A 21496-nucleotide genomic window follows, 5' to 3' on the forward strand; every position below is an offset into this window, starting at 1 on the left:
GGCAAAGTCGGGCAGGGGCGCGGAAATTCGCAGGTCAGCGCCGTTCCGGGGGCCGCGTCCGGCGCCGGCCCCTGACCAAGGCGTGGGCACGTTTTCGCCGGTTCGGAGCCGCGCGAGGGCTGCTCTAGACTTGGGCAATGAGCCTTGGTGTTGACCGTCACTCCACCCACCTCGAGGCAGAGCCCGCCGCGCCGGCGTCGGCGCCGTTCGCGCAGCAGGCCCCCGAGGTCGGCGCCGCCGACGCGGCGCAGCCCGCGCTCCCCGCTCCGTTCGCTGCTCTGGGGCTCACCTACGACGACGTCCTGCTGCAGCCGGGCGAGACCGACGTCATCCCCAGCGAGGTCGACACGACGTCGCGGGTGACCCGTGACATCAGCCTGCGGGTGCCGCTCATCTCGGCAGCCATGGACACCGTCACCGAGGCGCGGATGGCCATCGCGATGGCCCGCCAGGGCGGTCTCGGCATCCTCCACCGCAACCTCTCGATCGAGGATCAGGCCTACCAGGTCGACCTCGTCAAGCGCACCCAGACCGGTCGCATCTCCAACCCGGTGACGATCGGTCCCGACGCCACGCTCGAGGATCTTGACGAGCAGTGCGGTCGCTACCGTGTGTCCGGCCTTCCGGTCGTCGACCCGCAGATGCACCTGCTCGGCATCATCACCAACCGCGACCTCCGCTTCACGCCCGTGGCCGAATGGGCCACGACCCTCGTGCGCGACGTCATGACGAACATGCCGCTCATCACCGGCCCCCAGGACATCAGCCACGAAGAGGCCACGAGCCTGCTCCGTCAGCACAAGCGCGAGCGGCTCCCGCTCGTCGACGGCGAGGGTCGGCTCACCGGCCTCATCACCGTCAAGGACTTCGTGAAGTCCGAGCAGTTCCCGCACGCGAGCAAGGACGCCTCTGGCCGTCTGCTCGTCGGCGCGGCTGTCGGCTACTTCGGCGACGCGTGGGAGCGGGCCACCACCCTCGTCGACGCGGGGGTCGACGTCCTCGTGCCCGACGTCGCCAACGGTCACGCCCGCCTCATGCTCGACATGATCAAGCGCCTCAAGAGTGACCCGGCCACCAAGCACGTGCAGATCCTCGCTGGCAACGTCGCCACCCGCGCCGGGGCCCAGGCGCTCGTCGACGCCGGCGCCGATGGGGTCAAGGTCGGGGTCGGACCCGGCTCCATCTGCACCACGCGCGTCGTTGCGGGTGTGGGTGTCCCGCAGGTCACCGCGATCTACGAGGCGTCGCTGGCCTGTCGTGCCGCCGGTGTCCCCGTCGTCGGTGATGGCGGCCTCCAGTTCTCCGGTGACATCGCCAAGGCCCTCGTCGCCGGCGCCGACTCGGTGATGATCGGCTCGCTCTTCGGTGGCTGCGAGGAGTCGCCGGGTGAGCTCGTGTTCGTGGGCGGCAAGCAGTTCAAGGCCTACCGCGGGATGGGCTCCATCGGCGCCATGGCCTCACGCGGCAAGAAGTCCTACTCCAAGGACCGCTACTTCCAGGCCGACGTCGCCAGCGACGACGAGCTCGTGCCCGAGGGCATCGAGGGCCGGGTGCCCTACCGGGGACCGCTCGGAGCCGTAGTCCACCAGCTCATGGGTGGCCTGCACCAGTCGATGTTCTACGTCGGTGCGCGCACCGTGCCCGAGCTCAAGGCCAAGGGCCAGTTCATCCGCATCACCACGGCGGGCCTCAAGGAGAGCCACCCGCACGACATCCACGGCATCGTCGAGGCACCGAACTACTCCTCGTCACGCTGATCAGTTCGCTGAGGCATTCCTGACGTCCGTGTGGGTGAAGTCCTCGCCCTTGAAGAGCAGGGGCTCGTCCGTGCTCATGGCCAGCGCGTAGGAGAAGCAGTCGCCCAGATTGAGTTTGGCTGGATGGCCCGACCCACGTCCGTAGCGTCGATGAGCCCGTCGGGCGACACGGGCCTGTTCTGGAGTGAGGGCCACGACCTTGATGTCGAACTCGTCGAGGAGTTCGTCGAGTCGGTTGGTTGGTTGCTCTGGTCGCTTGAGGTCCAGGACGACCCCGCACTCGACATAGGTCGCCGCCGAGATCAGGGATCCACGCGCTGCGGCGAGGACATCGAGGAACCGTGCCCGCTCGGGCTCTCCTTCGTGGATGGCCACGATGGCCGAAGAGTCGACGATCACCGGGGCAGGCCCGTCTGCGGGTCGTACATCTCGTCCATGATCTCCTCGACGGTTGGCCCGCCATCGGTTCGCTCCGCATCGATCTCGGCCAGGAGTTGGTCGATACGTCGTCGCTTCGAATCGCTCTCCGCCTCGCGGACGAGGTCGGCGAGGTAGCGCTCCAAGGCGCTCTCGATGGCGCCCGTCTGAGTCGTGCCGGTGCGCGCCGCGACGTCGCGGGCGAGGGTCACCACGCGCTCATTCTTGATGTTGAGGGCCATGGCACCAAGGTACCACTGACGTCTACCCGGGTACCTTCTCTGCCAGGGCGTCAGACCAGCTGCTCAGGGCGACGCCGCCGTCGGCCGTGCGGTCGATCGAGGCGGCCGCCAGCATTGCGTGACCGATCGCGCGGGTGACGCAGTCGGCTGCGGCCGTCTGGAGGTGGACCAGATCGAGGTCGCCGGGCGCTTCCTTCTCACCTGTCGCGAGGGTGAAGATCGTGTCTCCGTCGTATGCCGTGTGCACCGGCGACAGTGCCCGCGCCAGTCCGTCGTGGCTCACCTCGGCGAGCTTGCTGCACTGCACCTTGGTGAGGGCCGCGTCCGTGGCCACGACCCCGATCGTCGTCGCCATCCCGGCCCGCAGCATCGCCTCTGCCTGGGCCAAGGCTTGCCAATAGGCCTGTGCTGCTGCCGGATTCGCGTCGGGCAATCCGGCGAACTCGTCTGCGAGACCGGAGCGGACGGCATACAGGGATCCGTCAGGAGCGCAGGGTGAGCCCATCGCGTTGACGACCACGATCGCTCCCACGGTCACGCCGTTGACGATGGCGCTGGCAGTTCCGACACCGCCCTTGAGGCCGCCGGACCTGGCGCCCGTGCCGGCGCCGACCGAACCCTGCCCCACTGGGCCGGTCATGGCCTCGCGCCAGCCGCGGGCGCCGTCCGCGGCACTGGGGGTGTGGGTGAACTCGCCACCGCGCGCGAGATCGAGGATGACGGCGGCCGGCACGATCGGCACGACCTCGGAGCCGTCCTCGAGGTTGACCGGCCATCCGGAGCCAGCGGCATACGCCTCCTGCATGACGCCGTCCGCGGCCGCGAGACCGAACGCGCTGCCGCCGGCAAGGACGATCGCATCGACGCGGTCGACGAGGCGGACCGGATCGAGCAGGTCGGTCTCACGGGTGCCCGGAGCGCCGCCGCGGACGTCGACACCACCGATCGTGCCGGTCGGGGGCACGACGACTGTGACTCCGGTGAGCCAGCCGGGCTCGTCCCGTGTCACGTGACCGACGCGCACCCCGGCGACGTCGGTGATCGCGTTGTGCCGGCCCGGTCGGGGAGTGTCCATGGGGCCAGCATGCCGAAGGCCGGCCCACCCGTCAGAGGTGGACCGGCCTTCGTCAGGCAGGGTGAGCGTCAGTGCAGGATGACCGGCGGCGCCACCTCGACGGCGTCCTCGTCGTCGAGCAGGTGGCTCTCCTCGTGCTTGCGCGGGAGGAACCAGGCCGAGACCAACGTGAACGCGACCATGATCGCGGCCACGAAGAAGGTGTTGCCGAAGACCTCACCCATCGAGTTCTCGACAGCGCTCTTGAGTGCGGCAGCGCCCGCAGCCGGGTCCTGGAACTGGCCGAGGATCTGGCCGACGAGCGGGAACTTCTCGAGGAGGCCGCCCGTCTGCGACGGGTCAACACCCTTCGAGGCCTCCGCGAACGCACCGGCCTGCGAGACGAGTGGGTCGTTCTTCAGACCGTTGGTGAGGACGACCGAGATGATCGCGACACCGATGGAGCTGGCGACCTGCTGCGAGATGTTGAGCAGCGTCGAACCGCGAGCGACCTGGTGCGCCGTGAGCGTCTTGAGCGCCGAGGTCATGAGTGGCATCATCGTGGCGCCCATACCCAGACCCATGACGAACAGGACCGGGATGAGGTAGCCCCAGTAGGACGTGTCGCCATCGACCTGGGTCAGGGCGAACATGCCACCGGTGATGAGGACGAGTCCGACAGGGACGATGCGCCCCACCGGGAACTTGTCGGCCAGGACACCGGCGATCGGCATGGTGAGCATGGCGCCCAGGCCCTGCGGCGCGATGAGCCAACCGGCGCTGAGGGCGCTCTCGCCGCGGACCTGCTGGAGGTAGGTCGGGACGAGCAGGAGCCCACCGAAGAAGGCGCCGGCGAAGATGAACATCGTGATGATCGACCAGGTGAGGTTGCGGTTCTTGAACAGGCGCAGGTCGAGCAGCGGGTGCTCGGGCTTGAAGCTGTAGAAGACGAACGCGACGATCAGCGCGAGGCCGGCGCCAGCGAAGCCCAGGACCCTGGCCGAGAAGAACGTGCCGGCCTCGGGGATCGACGAGATGCCGTAGAGGAAGAAGGCGAGCCCGGGGCTCATGAGCAGCATGCCGACGAAGTCAAAGGACTCCGTGGGCTCCGGAGCATCCTTGGCCAGGGCCCACCAGGCGTAGCCGAGGGCGAGCAGGCCGAGCGGCAGGTTGATGAGGAAGATCCAGTGCCAGGACAGGTTGACGATGAGGAAGCCACCGAGGATCGGACCGGCGATCGGGCCGAGCAGCATCGGCACACCGAGGATCGCCATGAGACGACCCATCCGGGCCGGGCCCGCTGCCTTGGTCATGATGACCATGCCGAGGGGCATGAGGAGACCGCCACCGAGGCCCTGGATGACGCGGAAGAGGATGAGCATGTTGATGCTCGTGGCGGCGGCACACAGTGCCGAGCCGAGGGTGAAGAGAGTGAGTGCGGCCATGTAGAGGCGCTTGGTGCCGAAGCGGTCGGCGGCCCAGCCCGTCAGCGGGATGACCGTGGCGAGAGCCAGGGTGTAGGCCGTGACCGTCCACGCGACGGTGGAGTAGGGGAGCGGGTTGTCAGTGCCGGTGAAGGTGACCTGCAGGTCCGGAAGCGCGACGTTGACGACAGTGATGTCGAGGATCGACATGATGGCGCCGAGGACGACGACGCCAGCGATCTTGAGGACCGCCCCGTCAATCTTCTCGGGGTACTCGATCTGGGCAGGGCTGGACAAACGAGGCTCCTCGAGAGCAAGGGGATGTGGAGGTCGGCGACGCTGCCGGGACGCGGAAAAGCCCGCACGAATCATTGTGCTCCTCCCGCAACCTCCGGCGCCAATCTGATATTTCCGGGCGCGCGGATAGGGTGCGGGGGTGAATGAGATCGAGATCGGACGTGGCAAGCGTGCCCGGCGCGCCTACTCCTTCGACGACGTCGCGGTGGTGCCCTCACGGCGCACGCGCGACCCGGAAGAGGTGAACGTGGGCTGGCAGATCGACGCCTACCACTTCGACCTGCCGGTCATCGCTGCTCCGATGGACTCGGTGATGTCACCGGAGAGTGCGATCGCCTTCGGCGGGCACGGAGGACTGCCCGTCCTCGACCTCGAAGGTCTGTGGACGCGCTACGAGGACCCAGCGCCGCTCCTGGCCGAGATCGCCACTCTCGAGCCGGCGCTCGCGACCGCGCGCATGCAGGACATCTACAAGGCGGACATCGTCCCCGAGCTCATCGTCGAGCGGCTGCGCACCATCCGCGAGGCGGGTGTCACGGTGGCCGGAGCCCTCACGCCGCAGCGCACCCAGCAGCTGTGGAAGACCGTCGTCGACGCGGGAGTCGACCTCTTCGTCATCCGCGGCACCACCGTCTCGGCCGAGCACGTGTCGAGCCGCGCCGAACCCCTCAACCTCAAGCGCTTCATCTATGAGCTCGACGTGCCGGTCATCGTGGGTGGGGCCGCGTCCTACTCAGCAGCCCTGCACCTCATGCGCACCGGTGCGGCCGGCGTCCTCGTCGGCTTCGGTGGCGGCGCGGCGCACACGACCCGTCGCACGCTGGGCATCCACGCCCCCATGGCCTCGGCCATCGCCGACGTCGCAGCGGCGCGACGTGACTACCTCGACGAGAGCGGCGGGCGCTACGTCCACGTCATCGCTGACGGTGGAGTCGGCACGAGCGGCGACATCGTCAAGGCCGTCGCGTGTGGCGCCGACGCCGTGATGCTCGGTGCCGCGCTGGCGCGCACGACCGAGGCGCCCGGCCGCGGCTTCCACTGGGGCGCCGAGGCGCACCACCCCGAGCTGCCGCGTGGTGAGCGTGTCGAGGTCGGCGCGGTGGCCTCGCTCCAGGAGGTCCTGTTCGGGCCGAGCAAGGTCGCCGATGGCACGACCAACCTCGTCGGGGCGCTGCGTCGCGCCATGGCGACGACCGGCTACACCGAGCTCAAGGACTTCCAGCGGGTCGAGGTCGTCGTCGCGCCCTACGAAGGCGGCTGAGCCGGGCGCGTCCCGCGACTGGGGTCACACGCCCTGCCATTGTGCGGAGTCTTTGGTTACTCTCGGGTAATGGCCGACGTCATCGCAGACCCGGGGCTGGACCCCACCGCTACCTATGCCGTGGACCCCAGTCGCGCGCGACGGCTTGCGTCTCGGGTCGTCGCCGGCCCCGGCGCTGAGCAGCACCTGAGCCACACGCCGATGACGGGTGCGCCCCTGGCGTCACTCCCGGTCTCCACGCCGGAGGACGTCGCGGTCGCCATCGGCACCGCCCGGGCCGCCCAGCGAGCCTGGGGTCGGCTCAGCATCGAACGCCGCGGCCAGGTGCTCCTGCGCTTCCACGACCTCGTGCTCGAGCGCCAGGTCGAGCTGCTCGACCTCATCCAGCTCGAGTCCGGCAAGGCCCGCAGCCACGCCTTCGAGGAGGTGGCCGACTGTGCGATCGTCTCCCGGCACTACGCGCGAGCGGCGGCGGCATACCTGAAGGACACCAGGGTTCGCGGTGGCATCCCGGTGCTGTCGCAGACCGTGGTGAGTCATCGCCCGAAGGGCGTCGTCGGCATCGTCTCGCCCTGGAACTACCCGCTGAGCCTCGCCATCACCGACGCCCTGCCAGCGCTCATGGCCGGCAACGCCGTCGTCCTGCGCCCCGACCAGCAGTCGTCGCTCACCGCTCTCGCCGGTCATGAGCTGCTGCTCGAGGCTGGCCTGCCCGAGGGTGTCTTCCAGGTCGTCCTCGGTCCGGGCAGCTCGACCGGTCAGGCGATCGTCGACCAGGCGGACTACGTCTGTTACACCGGCTCGACACCCACGGGGCGCATCGTCGCTCAGGCCGCCGCCAAGCGACTCGTCGGCTGCAGCCTCGAGCTCGGTGGCAAGAACTCCATGTATGTCGCTGCGGACGCGGACATCTCGCGCGCCGTCGCCGGTGCCGTGCGTGCCTGCTTCTCCTCGGCCGGGCAGCTCTGCATCAGTGCCGAGCGCCTCCTCGTCCACCGCGACGTCTTCGGGGAGTTCGTGACGAAGTTCGTCGAGGCGGTCGAGTCGATGAAGCTCGGCACCGACCTCGCCTACGGCTACGACATGGGTTCGCTGGTCGGGCAGAGCCAGCTCGACACGGTGACCCAGCACGTCGAGGACGCCCGGGCGCAAGGCGCCATCGTGCTCACCGGCGGCCGCCCGCGGCCGGACCTCGGGCCCTTTGTCCACGAACCCACCGTCCTCACCGGGGTCACGGAGACGATGCTCTGCCGTGACGGTGAGACGTTCGGCCCGGTCGTGTCGCTCTACGAGGTCGGCTCCGACGACGAGGCCATCGCGCTCGCCAACGACACCGAGTACGGCCTCAACTCGTCCGTGTGGACCCGCGACGTGCGTCGTGGTCGCCGGATCGCCGCGCAGATCAGCACCGGCACGGTCAACGTCAACGACGGGTATGCCGCGGCCTGGGCCAGCGTCGGCGCTCCGATGGGCGGGATGAAGGCTTCCGGCATCGGCCGACGCCACGGTCGCGAGGGCATCGTCAAGTACACCGAGAGCCAGAACGTCACCGCCCAGCACCTCGTCGGATTCGGCGGGCTGCCCGGGGTTCCCGAGGACACCTACGCGCAGGGAATGACTGCCGCCCTGCGGATCATGAAGGGGTTGGGCCTGAAATGACGAACACCACCACCACGGCCGGCGATGTCGATGTTGATGTCGTCGTCATCGGGACCGGCTTCGGCGGTTCCGTCGCTGCCCTGCGCCTGGCAGAGAAGGGCTACACCGTCCACATGCTCGAGGCCGGTCGCCGGTTCGAGGACGACGACTTCGCCAAGACCTCATGGGATCTGAAGAACTACCTCTGGGCTCCGGCTCTGGGTCTCTACGGGATCCAGCGTGTCCACAAGCTGCCCGACGTAATGATCCTGGCCGGCGCCGGTGTGGGCGGTGGCTCGCTCAACTACGCCAACACGCTCTATGTCCCACCGGAGCCGTTCTTCCGCGACCAGCAGTGGGGCCACATCACGGACTGGCGCGAGGAGCTCGCACCGCACTACGAGACCGCCTCGGCGATGCTCGGCGTCGTCGAGAACCCTTGCGAAGGTCCCGTCGAGGACATCTGGCGCGAAGTCGCTGACGACATGGGGGTCCCCGAGACCTTCCAGAAGACCCCGGTCGGCGTCTTCTTCGGCAAGCCCGGAGCCGAGGTCGACGACCCGTTCTTCGGCGGGGCCGGGCCCAAACGTCGGGGTTGCATCGAGTGCGGCAACTGCATGGTCGGTTGCCGCCACGGCGCCAAGAACACGTTGCGCAAGAACTACCTCCACCTCGCCGAGGGCCTCGGTGTCGTCATTGAGCCGCTGCGCACGGTGACCCGGCTGGGAGTCGTGCCGGGCACGAACGCCAGCGGGCCGGCATACGAGCATTATCGAGTCCTGCATGAAAAGACCGGTCCGGTCGCAGGGAAGGACACCCAGGTCATCACCGCCAAGCGCGTCATCGTCGCGGCGGGCACGTGGGGGACCCAGACTCTCCTGCATGCCATGCGCGACGAGGGCGAGCTGCCGCGGATGTCCGACCGGCTCGGGCACCTCACCCGCACCAACAGCGAGGCGATCCTCGGGGCCATGACGCAGCACGTGAACGACGAGGCGGCCCTGTCGCAGGGCATCGCCATCACGTCGTCGTTCCACCCCGACAAGGACACGCACGTCGAGAACGTCCGCTATGGGCGCGGGTCCAATGCCATGGGTCTGTTGTCGACGCTGCTCGTGCCCGGCAACACGGGACTGCCCCGACCGCTGGAGTTCCTGCGCCAGCTGGCGCGCGAACCCCAGGCGCTGCTCAAGCAGTTCCCGATGGCGCGACGCTGGAGTGAGCGCACGGTCATCGGGCTCGTCATGCAGTCGAGCGACAACTCGCTGCGGGTCTCGGGCCGTCGCGGCATCTTCCGACGTGGCCTCACGTCCCGGCAGGGGCACGGCGAACCGAACCCGACCTACATCAAGGCCGGGCACGAGTCGATGATCGCCGTGGCCCAGCGCCTCCAGAAGCTCACCGGCGAATACACCATCGCCGGGGGCAGCTGGGGCGAGGTCTTCGACGTGCCGCTCACCGCCCACTTCCTGGGAGGCGTGGCGATCAGCGACAGCCCACAGACCGGCGCCATCGACCCGTACCACCGCGTCTGGGGCTACCCCGGCATCTCGGTCACCGACGGGTCAGCGGTCTCGGCCAACCTCGGGGTGAACCCGTCGCTGACGATCACGGCGCAGGCCGAGCGGGCGATGTCGTTGTGGCCCAACAAGGGCGAGGCTGACCTGCGCCCGGCACAGGGCGAGACCTATCAGCGCCTCGACCCGGTGGCCCCGCGCAACCCTGCGGTGCGCGAGATCCATCGAGTCGACAGCGCCGGCGTTGACCTCGGTATGCCGGCCCTGCGGGTCTAGTCCTCAGTCCTCGTCGCGCCAGGCTCGCCACAGGGCGGCGTAGGCGCCGTCGCGCTCGATGAGTTCGTCGTGCGTGCCGAGCTCACTGATCCGTCCATCCTCGACCACACACACCCGATCTGCGTCGTATGCCGTGTGCAACCGGTGTGCGATCGCGACCACCGTGCGACCTTGGGTCACCGCTGCGAGCGAGCGCTCGAGGTGACGGGCCGCGCGCGGGTCGAGGAGTGAGGTCGCCTCGTCGAGCACGAGGGTGTGCGGGTCGGCCAGCACGAGCCGGGCCAGGGCAAGCTGCTGGGCCTGCGCCTCGTTGAGCGGATACCCGCCCGAGCCCACCGTGGTGTCCAGCCCGTGCGGCAACGCACGGACCCAGGCCTGCGCATCGACAGCCGAGAGGGCGGCATACACCTCGGCGTCGGAGGCGAGTGGGCGCGGAAGGCGCAGGTTCTCACCGACGGTGCCCACGAAGACGTGATGCTCCTGGGTCACGAGCGCGACCTGGCTGCGCAGGCTCGCCAGGGTGAGGTCGACGAGCGGAACGCCGCCCACGGTGACACGACCGGTGCGGGGGCCGTCGATGCCGGCCATGAGACGCCCGAGCGTCGACTTGCCCGCACCTGAAGGGCCGACGATGGCGAGGCGTTCGCCGGGTTGCAGCGTCAGGCTCACGCCGTGGAGGACATCGCGACCCTCGCGGTAGGAGTAGCGGACGTCCTCGACCTCGATCGTCTCGCCGGTCGGCTCCTCGCCGGTCGCGACCCGGTCGGGTGGGACCTCGCCGACACCGAGGACGCGGGAGAGGGACGTCGCCGCGAACTGGATCTCGTCGAGCCAACTGATGAGGTCGCCGAGCGGGTCGAGCATCTGCTGGATGTAGAGCGTGACGGCCGTTGCCGCACCGATGGTGATGTAACCGCTCCACGCGAGCCAGCCACCCCACAGCACCGAGACGGCAATGGGCAGGAAGAAGCCGATCTCGAGCCACGGGAACCAGCGCAGGCGCAGGCTGACGCCCACGCGTTCGGCGCGCCCGGCTTCGGCGAGGGCCTCGTCGAATCGTTCGCGCCGACTCTCGCTCAGGCCGAGGTTGTCCATGGTCCGCAGACCCTCGATCGTCTCTGCCCCAACGGAATTCAGCCGTGCGTACGAAGCGTGCTCCCAGAGGTAGACGCGTCCGGCGCGCTTGAGGTACCAGATGCTGGAGGGGATGTGGACGAGCAGGGGAGTGAGCAGGGCGAGGGCCGCGAGAGGCGACGTGATGACGGCCGCGATCACTGTCGCCGTGACCGTCATGACCGACACGACGATGGCGGGGATGCCGAAGCGGATGACGTGGGTCATCGCCTCGATGTCGTTGGTCGTGCGGGCGACGAGGTCACCGGTGCCGGCGCGTTCGAGGGTCGACAGGGGGAGTCGGACGGCGTCACGCACGAAGTCCTCACGCAGCCGCGCGAAGACGTGCTCGGACAGGATGAAGGCCGCACGACGTGCCAGCCAGGTGAGGACGGCCTGCGTGAGGATCGCCGTCACGAGGATGGCGATGAGGACGTCGATGCGGCGCAGGCTGGCGCTCGCGGGGCCGTCCTGGGTGACCTCCTGGACGATCTGGCCGACGACCCACGGACCGACGAGCCCGACGAGCGCGGCGAGGCCGTGGAGCCCGAGGACCCAGAAGAGCGGACGGCGGTGGTCGCGCAGGAGGACGCGGGTGTGGGCGACGACCGTCTGGCGGCTCGCGATGGGGAGCGAGCGCTTGGCGTGGTCGGTGTCGCCGAGCTGGTCGAGGATCGGGGTCATCGCTCAGTCGTCCTCTCCGCGCAGAACGATGCGTCGGTATGCCGGGTTGTTGCGAACGAGGTCATGGTGCGTTCCGTGGGTTGTCACCACACCGTCCTCGACGACGAGGACCGTGTCGGCGCGGTCGAGCAGCAGCGGGCTGGCCGTGACGACGACTGTCGTGGAACCGTTGCGGTGCTTCGGGATTCGCTCGGCGATGCGTGCCTCGGTGTGAGCGTCGACGGCACTCGTCGGCTCGACGAGGACGAGCACCTCGGGGTCGCGCAGGAGGGCGCGAGCCAGGGCCAGACGCTGTCGCTGACCGCCTGAGAGTGACCGGCCGCGTTCCTCGAGCTCACCGTCGAGGCCGCCGTCGATGGAGTCGACCGCGTCGGAGGCGTCTGCGGTGTGCAGCGCGGCGAGCAGTGCATCGTCGTCGGCTCCGGGTGTGGAGTCGGCGCCGAGCTCGCGACGCACCGGACCGCTGAAGAGGTGCGGGTCGGACTGCGACACGACGATGCTGCGGCGGACGTCGTCGATGGGGAGGTCGTCGATCGCGAGGTCGCCCCAGGTGACTCCGTGCCGGCCCGGCACGGTGCGACCCAGGCGGGCGGCAATCTCAGCAGTCTCCTCGGGGCGGGCCGACACGATCGCCGTGAGCCGCCCTTGCTCGATCCGCACCCCAGAAATCGGGTCCACGAGTTCCCTGGCCCCACCATTCGTGCCCAATTGGACGCGTTGGGTTGTCTGGGGGTGGTCGGGTTGGGCGGCGAGGATGGAGACGAGGCGACCGGCCATGACGCGCGACGTGATGAGCTTGTTGACGAACTCGGTCGCCGTCCGCAGCGGCATCGTGAGGAACGCCGTGTAGCCGTAGAACGCCACGAGCTGACCCGGGCTGATCTCACCGGCCACCGCGAGGTGCGCGCCCAGACCCGTCACGACCACGACGAAGAGACCGGGCAGCAGCACCTGCGCCGCGTCCAGCAGCGCCTGGACACCTGACAACCGCACACCGGCGTCGCGAACGCGACCGGACTGCGCGGCATACCGGTGCAGGAAGTTCTCCTCGCCACCGACGCCACGCAGCACGCGCAGGCCGGTCACCGTGTCGGCGCCGAGCGCCGTGAGCTGTCCGGACTCCTCGCGCTGCGCGGCCTGACGCTTCTGGAGCGGACGCATGACGAAGGACAACGACGCCAACAGCAGGGGGCCACCGATGAGCATGACGAGCCCGAGCAGCAGCGATCCCTGCAGCAGGATGATCGAGACGACGATGAAGCTGACGATCGCACCGGCGAAGCGCGCCGACACGTCGAAGACCATGCCGAGCTTCCAGAAGTCGTTGGCGAAGGCCGTGAGCACCTCACCCGCAGGCTTGTCCCGGGTCAGGGCCGGACCGGCCCTGCGCACGGCGCGCTCGGTGACGATCGCCGCCCGGAACGCCGCGAAGAGCCAGTTGCTCACCGCGAACCAGTGCCGCAGGTTGGTCGTCGCCGCGCTGAGCAGACCCATGCCGAAGATGACACCGGCCCACAACAGCAGCGCGCGCCCGTCGCGGGCGACAAGCCCGTCGTCGATGGCCTTGCCGATCGCCGCCGGGACGAGGGCGATGGAGAGCATCCAGGGGATGCCGAACGCGGCTCCCGCTGCGACGGTTCGCCACTGGCGCCGAACGATCCACAGGAGGAGGCGGTCGGCGTCGGTCGGGGGAGTGGCATCGTCCGGGAGGGCGTAGCGCCAGGGCTTGATCGGCATCGCCCCTCCACGGTACGGAGACGGCCGAGGCCGATCCACTGAGTTTCCGCGCAGGACAGCCGATTACGCTCGTCGGGTGCTCCGATCCGCGCTCAAGCCCCGCCACCTGGGGCTGCTCGCGGTCGCGCTGCTCATCGTCATCGCGTTCGTCCAGCTCGGCCGGTGGCAGCTCGGCGTCGCCGAGGACGAGGCCCTGCGCGAGTCCCTCGAGAAGGCGCGCGGTGAGACACCGGTGCTCGTCGAGACGCTGCTGCGACCGCACGAGGACTTCCCCAACCGCCTGAGCACCCACCCCGTGTCGGCCACGGGCGAGTTCGGCACCGACCAGGTCGTCGTCGCGGGACGCCGCCTCGACGGGCGCACCGGCTTCTGGGTCGTCGCACCGTTCAAGGTCGCGGCCACGGGTGCGACTCTGCCGATCCTGCGCGGCTTCGTCGCCTCTGCCGCCGACGCGCCGCCCGTCCCGACCGGAACCGTCACCGTCACGGGTGGGTTGGCTCCGCCAGAGTCCCCGTATGCCGGCCCGCCACCTCCCGAGGGCCAGCTCGGCTCGATCGACACGTCCGTTCTCGTGGGCCGTTGGCCCGGCGAGCTCTACAACGGCTTCGTCTTCCAACAGACAGAGGTTCCGGCACCGACGGCGACCACGCTGGGAGCTCTCAAGAGGGTGCCCACTCCGACAGGTGACACGGGCTTCAAGTGGCGCAATGCGGCATACGCACTGCAGTGGTGGGTTTTTGCGCTGTTCGCGCTCTACCTGTGGTGGCGGACCGTCCGAGCTGACACCGAGGACGAGGCAGCCATGGAGGCAGGGGACAATGGCGGACGTGACCCAGTCGAACCAGGCGAAAAATCGCAAGAGCAGCGTGACCCCCACCCTTCGTGACGAGACGGCGGCCCGCAAGGCGCTGACCTTCTTCAAGGTGATGGCGTTCATCGTCGGCATCGGGCTGCTCGTGCTCGTCGTCGAGATGATCCTCGAGTACGCCACGTCGATGACGGGCGACCAGAACCCGCTCCGCTGGTGGCCGCAGCCGCACGGCTTCATCTACATGCTCTACCTGGTCGCGACCGCCAACCTCGGCTTCAAGGTCGGGTGGACGCTGCCCAAGATGGTCGCGGTGATGCTGGCCGGCTGCGTGCCGTTCCTGTCGTTCTGGGTGGAGCGCAAGGTCGCGGCCGACGTCGAGGGTCGCCTTACCCAGCCCTGACCTGATGCTGGGGTGACCCTGACCCGGGGCTGACCCGGGGTTGGGGCTGTGGTGGATAGACAGGACGGGTGCCCACGCGGCACGTCTGTTGTCCCCCACAAAGGAACGAGGACCACCATGGCCACCCTCCGTCGCACCGTCGCCACCGCGGCTGTCGCACTCACCGGCGCTGTCGCCTTCAGCAGCGCACCCGCCGTGAGTTCGGCAGCGCCCGTTGGCTCAGCACCGTCTGCCGCCTCGACGTCGAGCTACCTGCCGGGCTCGCTGGACAAGGCGCAGAACGCGCGACTTCAGGCAGCCCTCGACCAGGCGATCGCCCGGGCCGAGAAGAACGCGGCCTCCGGTGCCAAGAAGCCCGGAACGCAGGCCGCCGCGGTCATCTACTACGACGACTCGAACGCGCCGACCTACGACTCGCTCATCGACCAGAGCGCCGCTATCTGGAACGCGCGGGTGACCAGCGTCAAGCTCGTCGAGCGTGATGGCAGCGCCACCCTGAAGTACTACGAGGGCACCGACCAGGGCTCGTACTACCAGGGGCGTGGACGCGGCGACGGCCTCATCTTCATCGACCACGCGCAGGCCAACCAGTACGCCCCGCTGCGCATCGTCGCGCACGAGACCGGCCACGCGCTCGGTCTGCCCGACCGCTACACGCAGCCGTGCAGCAAGCTCATGTCCGGTGGTGGACCCGGCACCTCGTGCACGAACCCCTACCCGGACTCGGTCGAGGCCAGCGAGGTCAACACCCTCTGGAACTGAGAAACCCTCAGGCCCTGATCACCGGCGGCCCACGGCGTGAAAGGCGCGCTGTGGGCCGCCGGTAGCCTGTGCCCGTGAGCGAAAACCCCACCCTGTCCGAGCGCCCCGTCATCGTCGTCGACTTCGGCGCCCAGTACGCGCAGCTCATCGCGCGGCGGGTGCGGGAGGCCAATGTCTTCAGTGAGGTCGTCCCCTCGACGATGCCCGCCTCCGAGCTGCTCGCGAAGGAGCCGGCCGCGATCATCCTGTCCGGTGGACCGAGCTCGGTCTACGCCGAGGGCGCGCCCACGCTCGACCCGGCCCTGCTCGAGGCCGGGATCCCCGTCTTCGGCATGTGCTACGGCTTCCAGGCCATGGTGAAGGCCCTCGGCGGCACCGTCGAGAAGACGGGTCTGAGCGAGTACGGCTCGACCCCCGCCCAGATCTCCGACTCGACCTCGACCCTGTTCAACGGGCAGCCGGCGGAGCAGTCGGTGTGGATGAGCCACGGCGACTCGGCCACCGCTGCGCCCGACGGCATGCGGGTCACGGCGACGACCTCCGGCGCGCCCGTCGCGGCGTTCGAGGACGACGAACGTCGCCTCTACGGCGTGCAGTGGCACCCCGAGGTCCTGCACTCGACCTTCGGCCAGCGCGTTCTCGAGAACTTCCTCCTGCGCGGGGCCGGCCTCTCGGGCGAGTGGACGGCGCACAACGTCGTCGAGTCGCTCGTCGAGCAGGTCAAGGAAACCGTGGGGGACAAGCGTGTGCTCTGTGCCCTCTCCGGTGGCGTCGACTCGTCCGTCGCGGCCGCGCTCGTCCAGCGCGCCGTCGGCGACCAGCTCACCTGCGTCTTCGTCGACCACGGTCTGCTGCGTTCCGGTGAGGCCGAGCAGGTCCGACAAGAGTTCGTGGCCGCCACCGGCGTCGACCTCGTCACCGTCGACGCCAAGGACCAGTTCCTGTCGGCGCTCGCGGGCGTGAGCGACCCCGAGGAGAAGCGCAAGATCATCGGCCGCGAGTTCATCCGCGTCTTCGAGCAGGCCGCTCGCGACGTCGTCGGCTCAGCAGAGAGCGACGGCCACCCGGTCGAGTTCCTCGTGCAGGGCACGCTCTACCCGGACGTCGTCGAGTCCGGTGGCGGCACCGGAACGGCCAATATCAAGTCGCACCACAACGTCGGCGGGCTCCCCGACGACCTCCAGTTCAAGCTCGTCGAGCCGCTCCGCCTGCTCTTCAAGGACGAGGTCCGTCAGGTCGGTCTCGAGCTCGGCGTGCCCGAGGCGATCGTGTGGCGCCAGCCGTTCCCTGGCCCCGGGCTCGGCATCCGCATCGTCGGTGAGGTCACCGGTGAGCGCCTCGAGATCCTGCGCGCCGCCGACCAGATCGCCCGCGACGAGCTCTCCGCAGCCGGCCTCGACCGCGACATCTGGCAGTGCCCCGTCGTGCTCCTCGCCGACGTCCGCTCGGTCGGTGTCCAGGGCGACGGGCGCACCTATGGCCATCCGATCGTGCTGCGCCCCGTGTCGTCCGAGGACGCCATGACGGCCGACTGGACGCGCGTGCCCTACGACGTCCTGGCCAAGATCTCGACCCGCATCACCAACGAGGTGTCCGAGGTCAACCGCGTGGTGCTCGACGTCACGAGCAAGCCGCCGGGCACCATCGAGTGGGAGTGACCCTCCACATCGAGTCGTGGCAATCTTGACCGGTACCCCTGAGCAGAACTGAGGATCCCCATACATGTCTGGCATTGCCGGCTACTACGGCCTGAGCGCCAACGAAGCGCTCGTCCCTGACGGTGAGGGCGGGTTCGTCGACGGTCCTGTGGGGCTGGCGCAGCCTGCGCTGACGAGCGCCGACGGTCGCTGGACGATCGCCTTCGACGGTGCGATCCACAACCACGCCGCCCTGCGCACGGAGCTCGTCGGCCTGGGCCGCACGTTCGCGACCGACGCCGACGCCGAGGTCGTCCTCCACGCGTTCGCGCAGTGGGGCGGGGCGGGTTTCGACCGCCTGGGCGGCCAGTTCGGCCTCGCCATCTGGGACCGCGACGAGCAGCGGCTCACCCTCGCGCGCGACCACTTCGGTATCAAACCGGTCCACGTATGCCGGGTGCCCGCCGATGCCTCCGGCTCCGCCTCCGAGGCCCTGCTGTTCTCGAGCGAGATCCGCCCGATCCTCACCAGCGGCGTGCACGAGAAGGCGCCGAATGAGCGCTCGATCTACCGCTACCTCGCGTTCGGCGCGCAGGACGACGGCACCGAGACCTTCTTCGACGGCATCGAGCGGCTGCAGGCCGGAGAGATGCTGGAAGTCGATGCGGACGGCATACGCCGAAGCATGTTCACGCGCGTGCGCGAAGAGCTCACCGAGCTGGCGCAGGGGCAGAGCCCGTACGACGACGCGACCGCGACCGCCTACAAGGAGCGCCTCGACGAGGCCGTACGACTGCGGCTGCCGGCCCAGGGGTCCGTGGGTGTGGCAGTCCCCGAGAACTCCGCAGTCCCAGAAAACTCCGCAGGCACCGACCTCGCCAGCTCGGCCGTTGCGGTTGTCGTGGGCCAGGTCGGCGCGAACCCCACGCCGATCAGCGTCCGGCCGACGGCTGACGAGTTCAAGGCGGACCTTCGTGACTTCGTCCGATGCCAGGAGGAGCCGCTCAGCACCAGCGATGGCTACGTGCAGTTCCGAGTGATGCGTGAGGCCGGCGAGAACGTGGACGTCGTGTTCGATGGTGTGGGCGCCCCGACTGCGGCCGCCGAGTTCAGCGGGCCGTCGGACAGCCTCCTGCGTCGCGGTCAGTCCCTCGTGACGGCCCGACTCAGGGGACGCAAGGACGTGCCGGTCACCTCCCTCCTCAACGCGAAGTTCGTGGGGCGCTTCGCCGACGAGACGTTCTCGGTGGAGCAGGGCAGCGTCAAGAAGCGCCTGCTCGAGGACCTCTTCCGCAACAGCGTGCCGGGCATCCTTCGACGTCAGGACAGGAATGCGCGCCACTTCGGGGTGGAGACGCGCCAGCCGTTCCTCGACAAGGATCTGCTCGGATTCGTCCTCGGTCTCAGCGAGGACGCGATCGCCAAGGGTGGCTCGAACACTCGCATCCTGCGTGACGCGATGCGAGGTGCCCTGCCCGAGTCGGTGAGCCAGCGCCGCGGTGACATCGACCCCGCCGTGGCACAGTCCGAGTGGTTCATGCGGCTCAAGAACCACTTCTACTCGATCTTCCTCAGTGAGCCGTTCGCCAACCGGAGCTACTTCAAGCAGACCGAGGTGCTCCACGCCTTCGAGGGCTGGATCAAGGGCAGCAAGGCTGTCGACACGATGACGTTCTGGCGCATCCTCAACCTTGAGATCTGGCTCCAGGAGTACTTCGACGAGGCCCCGCAGGTCGACAAGGCGAAGGTTCAGGCCGCTCCCAAGGACGATGTCCAGCCCAATGCCGGCAAGAGCCTCGACATCACGACGGCACGTGGCGAGACCGTGCGCCGCTACCCGCTGCGCACGGAGCTCTTCGACAAGGGCGATGACCTTGACGCCAAGGTCCTGCCGCGCATCGACGAGTTCTTCACGGCGCTGCCTGCGGGGGGCCCTGAGCACGACGCCGCGACCCAGGGGCAGTGGTACCTGTTCATCTCCGAGAAGATCATCGCCATCACCCAGGGCCGCTCGTACTTCATCTGGGACATCAAGGTCGGCAAGCCCGCCCGGATCCTGTCCAAGTACGTGACCCGCACCCCGGCCGGCATCGGCCTGGGGTCACCGTTCACGATGCAGCTCGCCATCGAGGAGGCCGGCCTGCCGCGTGTCCTGTATGCCGCTGCCGGCGGTGCCGTGGGCAAGGCCATCGGCCGCAAGGGGCTCTTCTACGAGCTCGTCGGCAACCAGATCGCCGCCATCGACGGGCCGACCGAGTACTCCGCCTACCCGTCCAACGTCTCCGCCAAGCTCGCGCCCAAGGACCCGGACAAGGTGGCCGCACGGCTCTCCGCAGGGATCCGGGCCCGGGTGCCCGCGGCCTACAAGAACTCGTTCGCCGGGACGATTGTCATGGACGCCAACGACATCGGTCGCAACGTCCTTGGCAGTGACGTGGCCGACGACACGTCGCGCTTCGAGGAGATGTTCGCCGACAACCCGTTGGGTCAGGGCAGCGAGCAGACCCCCATGGCCCTCGTCTTCATCCAGGGCTAACGTGCGGTGACGGCGGCTTCGTCGTCGATGGGGTCCGCGTCGTCCTCGCCAGTGGCGCCCTTGACGCGGGGGCTCATCGACCAGACGAGCCAGCCGAGCGCGCCGAGCGGCACCTCCATGAGGTGCGTGAAGATCGAGAAGAGCACCACTCCGGCACCGGCCGACGCGGTGTCGGCGCCCCACCCGACCAGGGCCACGGCCGTCGCTGACTCGGTGACCCCCATCCCGCCCGGTGTGATGCCGACCGAAGTGAGGAGGCGCCCGATCGCGAACGCTGCGAAGAGGATCCCCAGCGGCAGGTAGACGTCCACCGAGTGCATGATCAGCACGAAGAGCAGGTAGTAGAACCCGAAGAAGCCGACCATGCCCGCGGTCATCTGCAACCAGCCGGTGCGGACGACCTCGTTGATCCGCAGACGCATGTCGTGGACGAGGGCGTCGATGCTCATCGTCCGTTTGCGCCGACGGAAGAGCGGTGCGAGGAGCTTGTCGAGGCCCCGCCCGATGGTCTGGGCGGCCCTCTCGCTGGCGAGGATGGCCACGAACGCCACGAAGATCCCGAGCCCGGTGAGCGTGGCGACGATCGCCGCGCTCGTGAGTGCCTTGGGGAGTCCGTCGTTGCCGACCCACAGCATGATGATCGCGATGATGGGCAGGGCAATGCGGGCAAGGGTGTTCCACACGCCCGTGACGATGGCCGAGGTCGAGACGTCACGGTTCTTGAAGCCCCAGGACCGCAGGATCGTGTAGGTCGCCGCCAGTCCGACCGCGCCGCCTCCGGGCAAGAGGTTGCTCACCGACGAGCCGCAGATGTTGACGATGAAGGCGCGCCAATGGCTCAGCCCCGGCAGGGACCCGGTGAAGGTGAACGTGTAGCAGCCCAGGCCCACGAGTACGAGCCCGAGGAAGCCGACCGACTGCCACGCGGACACCATCTGGACCTGTTCCCAGACCTTGCCCCAGGTCGTGTGGGCAAACCGCGGGAAGCCCCAGCCGAGGAGGGCCACGGCGAGCCCCAGCCCGAGGACGACTCTGATGACCTGCTTGGTGCGCGTGCTCACGGCAGCCCCTCAAAAATATCGCGGTGTATGCCGGCTCGGCCCTCTGAAGTCTTCGCGTCCGGGTCGCGGAACCATTCGCGCCCGAAGACCAGGTCGTAGACGGGACGGGGGATGCGCAAGAAGGCGGCGAGGGTGCGATCCCCGCCGTCGCTCGACGCCTGGGAGGCATGGGCGCGCATGGAGGCCCGCTTGGCTCCGATCTGACGACGGACGTTGATCCGGTGGGTGATGTCGGCGCGGGCGGTGTAGCTGCGCTCGAAGACCGTGGGGTCGAACTCGTCGGGGTAGTGGTAGACCTTGCCGACGAGGCGCACGGCGCGAGCGATGGTGTCCCGAGGGACCGTCGCCTCGAGGACGCGCGGAGTCTGGCTGTTCGACGAGGCGCGGGCGATCTCGGCGGCGCGAGCTCCGACCTCGTGGACGCGCACGTGGTCTCGGTGCCCGTAGCCGCCGGCCGCGTCATAGGTGAGGAGGACGTCGGCGCGCTCGGTGCGCAGGATGGCGGCAAGACGCTCAGCGGCCTCCTCGAGGGGCGCGCGGCAGAAGCGCACCTGCCCGGGCGGGTCTGCCGGGATGGGGCCGTCGTGCCCGGAGTCGGCGTAGCCCAGCCATTCGACTCGGGCCACACCGAGGGCATCGGCCGAGGCGCGTGCTTCCTCGAGCCGGACGTCGGCGAGCGCCGTGCCGTGGGTGAAGTCCGTCCCGCCCTTGAACTCGCTCGCGGCCAGGCCGAGGGCGCCGTCGGTGGCGATGACGAGCACGACTCGGTGACCTTCGGCAGCGGCCTTGGCCATCGTGCCGGAGGTGAGGAGTGCCTCGTCATCGGGGTGAGCGTGGAAGGCCACGAGCGTGCGGGTCATCGTGCCCATCCT

The 21496-nt window shown here is 69.0% G+C and carries 17 protein-coding genes; 9 read left to right on the forward strand and 8 right to left on the reverse strand.

The genetic code is table 11. The features are described from left to right. Positions 1-137: 137 nt before the first annotated feature. Positions 138-1757: an IMP dehydrogenase gene (gene guaB, locus JNB_RS17155; RefSeq protein ID WP_009777789.1), complete on the forward strand. Its 1620-nt coding sequence runs from the start codon at positions 138-140 to the stop codon at positions 1755-1757. Here the strand turns inward: guaB and JNB_RS17160 are convergent, their stop codons facing one another. The 4 genes from JNB_RS17160 to JNB_RS17175 all read right to left on the reverse strand — a co-directional run bounded on the left by JNB_RS17160 (position 1758) and on the right by JNB_RS17175 (position 5191). Beyond that, the gene (locus tag JNB_RS17160; protein ID WP_009777790.1) at positions 1758-2156 is read right to left on the reverse strand and encodes a type II toxin-antitoxin system VapC family toxin; all 399 of its coding nucleotides are present in this window, start codon (positions 2154-2156) and stop codon (positions 1758-1760) included. Next, positions 2153-2416 carry a type II toxin-antitoxin system VapB family antitoxin gene (locus JNB_RS17165; protein WP_009777791.1) on the reverse strand — a complete coding sequence of 88 codons (264 nt, stop codon included), beginning with the start codon at positions 2414-2416 and terminating at the stop codon, positions 2153-2155. The genes JNB_RS17160 and JNB_RS17165 overlap by 4 nt, the downstream gene beginning before the upstream one ends. A gap of 22 nt (positions 2417-2438) precedes the next feature. Beyond that, positions 2439-3491, reverse strand: a complete 1053-nt coding sequence (locus JNB_RS17170; protein WP_009777792.1) for a P1 family peptidase — start codon at positions 3489-3491, stop codon at positions 2439-2441. Between the two features lie 68 nt (positions 3492-3559). Next, complete coding sequence (locus tag JNB_RS17175; RefSeq protein ID WP_009777793.1) at positions 3560-5191, reverse strand: DHA2 family efflux MFS transporter permease subunit; 1632 nt, start codon at positions 5189-5191, stop codon at positions 3560-3562. A 139-nt stretch (positions 5192-5330) separates the two neighbouring features. Between JNB_RS17175 and JNB_RS17180 the strand changes: the two genes are divergently transcribed. The 3 genes from JNB_RS17180 (at position 5331) to JNB_RS17190 (ending at position 9883) form a co-directional block, all read left to right on the forward strand. Further along, entirely contained in the window at positions 5331-6452 is a 1122-nt protein-coding gene (locus JNB_RS17180) for a GuaB3 family IMP dehydrogenase-related protein (protein WP_009777794.1), read from the forward strand. Between the two features lie 69 nt (positions 6453-6521). Continuing rightward, a complete protein-coding gene (locus JNB_RS17185; RefSeq protein ID WP_009777795.1) occupies positions 6522-8111 on the forward strand; it encodes a succinic semialdehyde dehydrogenase in 1590 nt (529 codons plus the stop codon). Then, on the forward strand, positions 8108-9883 hold the full coding sequence (locus tag JNB_RS17190) for a GMC oxidoreductase (RefSeq protein ID WP_009777796.1): 1776 nt from the start codon (positions 8108-8110) through the stop codon (positions 9881-9883). Before JNB_RS17185 ends, JNB_RS17190 begins: the two co-directional genes overlap by 4 nt. A 3-nt stretch (positions 9884-9886) precedes the next feature. Here JNB_RS17190 and JNB_RS17195 read toward each other — a convergent pair whose 3' ends face one another. Continuing rightward, the gene (locus JNB_RS17195; protein WP_009777797.1) at positions 9887-11680 is read right to left on the reverse strand and encodes an ABC transporter ATP-binding protein; all 1794 of its coding nucleotides are present in this window, start codon (positions 11678-11680) and stop codon (positions 9887-9889) included. Positions 11681-11683: 3 nt separating this feature from the next. Further along, positions 11684-13417 carry an ABC transporter ATP-binding protein gene (locus JNB_RS17200; RefSeq protein WP_009777798.1) on the reverse strand — a complete coding sequence of 578 codons (1734 nt, stop codon included), beginning with the start codon at positions 13415-13417 and terminating at the stop codon, positions 11684-11686. 76 nt (positions 13418-13493) lie between these two features. Here JNB_RS17200 and JNB_RS17205 point away from each other — a divergent pair, with 76 nt between their 5' ends. The 5 genes from JNB_RS17205 (at position 13494) to JNB_RS17225 (ending at position 19563) form a co-directional block, all read left to right on the forward strand. Further along, a complete protein-coding gene (locus tag JNB_RS17205; RefSeq protein WP_009777799.1) occupies positions 13494-14303 on the forward strand; it encodes an SURF1 family protein in 810 nt (269 codons plus the stop codon). Beyond that, positions 14284-14628, forward strand: a complete 345-nt coding sequence (locus JNB_RS17210) for a DUF3817 domain-containing protein (RefSeq protein ID WP_009777800.1) — start codon at positions 14284-14286, stop codon at positions 14626-14628. Before JNB_RS17205 ends, JNB_RS17210 begins: the two co-directional genes overlap by 20 nt. A 117-nt stretch (positions 14629-14745) precedes the next feature. Beyond that, the gene (locus tag JNB_RS17215) at positions 14746-15390 is read left to right on the forward strand and encodes a snapalysin family zinc-dependent metalloprotease (protein WP_009777801.1); all 645 of its coding nucleotides are present in this window, start codon (positions 14746-14748) and stop codon (positions 15388-15390) included. A 68-nt stretch (positions 15391-15458) separates the two neighbouring features. Further along, positions 15459-17048 carry a glutamine-hydrolyzing GMP synthase gene (gene guaA, locus JNB_RS17220; protein WP_009777802.1) on the forward strand — a complete coding sequence of 530 codons (1590 nt, stop codon included), beginning with the start codon at positions 15459-15461 and terminating at the stop codon, positions 17046-17048. Positions 17049-17112: 64 nt separating this feature from the next. Next, positions 17113-19563, forward strand: coding sequence for an asparagine synthetase B (locus JNB_RS17225; RefSeq protein WP_009777803.1), 2451 nt, complete (start codon positions 17113-17115; stop codon positions 19561-19563). Here the strand turns inward: JNB_RS17225 and JNB_RS17230 are convergent. Continuing rightward, positions 19560-20624, reverse strand: coding sequence for a lysylphosphatidylglycerol synthase transmembrane domain-containing protein (locus tag JNB_RS17230; protein WP_009777804.1), 1065 nt, complete (start codon positions 20622-20624; stop codon positions 19560-19562). The two genes, JNB_RS17225 and JNB_RS17230, sit on opposite strands and share 4 nt — an antisense overlap. After that, positions 20621-21493, reverse strand: coding sequence for a PIG-L deacetylase family protein (locus tag JNB_RS17235; RefSeq protein ID WP_009777805.1), 873 nt, complete (start codon positions 21491-21493; stop codon positions 20621-20623). The genes JNB_RS17230 and JNB_RS17235 overlap by 4 nt, the downstream gene beginning before the upstream one ends. Positions 21494-21496: the final 3 nt, after the last annotated feature.

The sequence above is a fragment of the Janibacter sp. HTCC2649 genome (genome assembly GCF_000152705.1).
Classification (GTDB): domain Bacteria; phylum Actinomycetota; class Actinomycetes; order Actinomycetales; family Dermatophilaceae; genus Knoellia.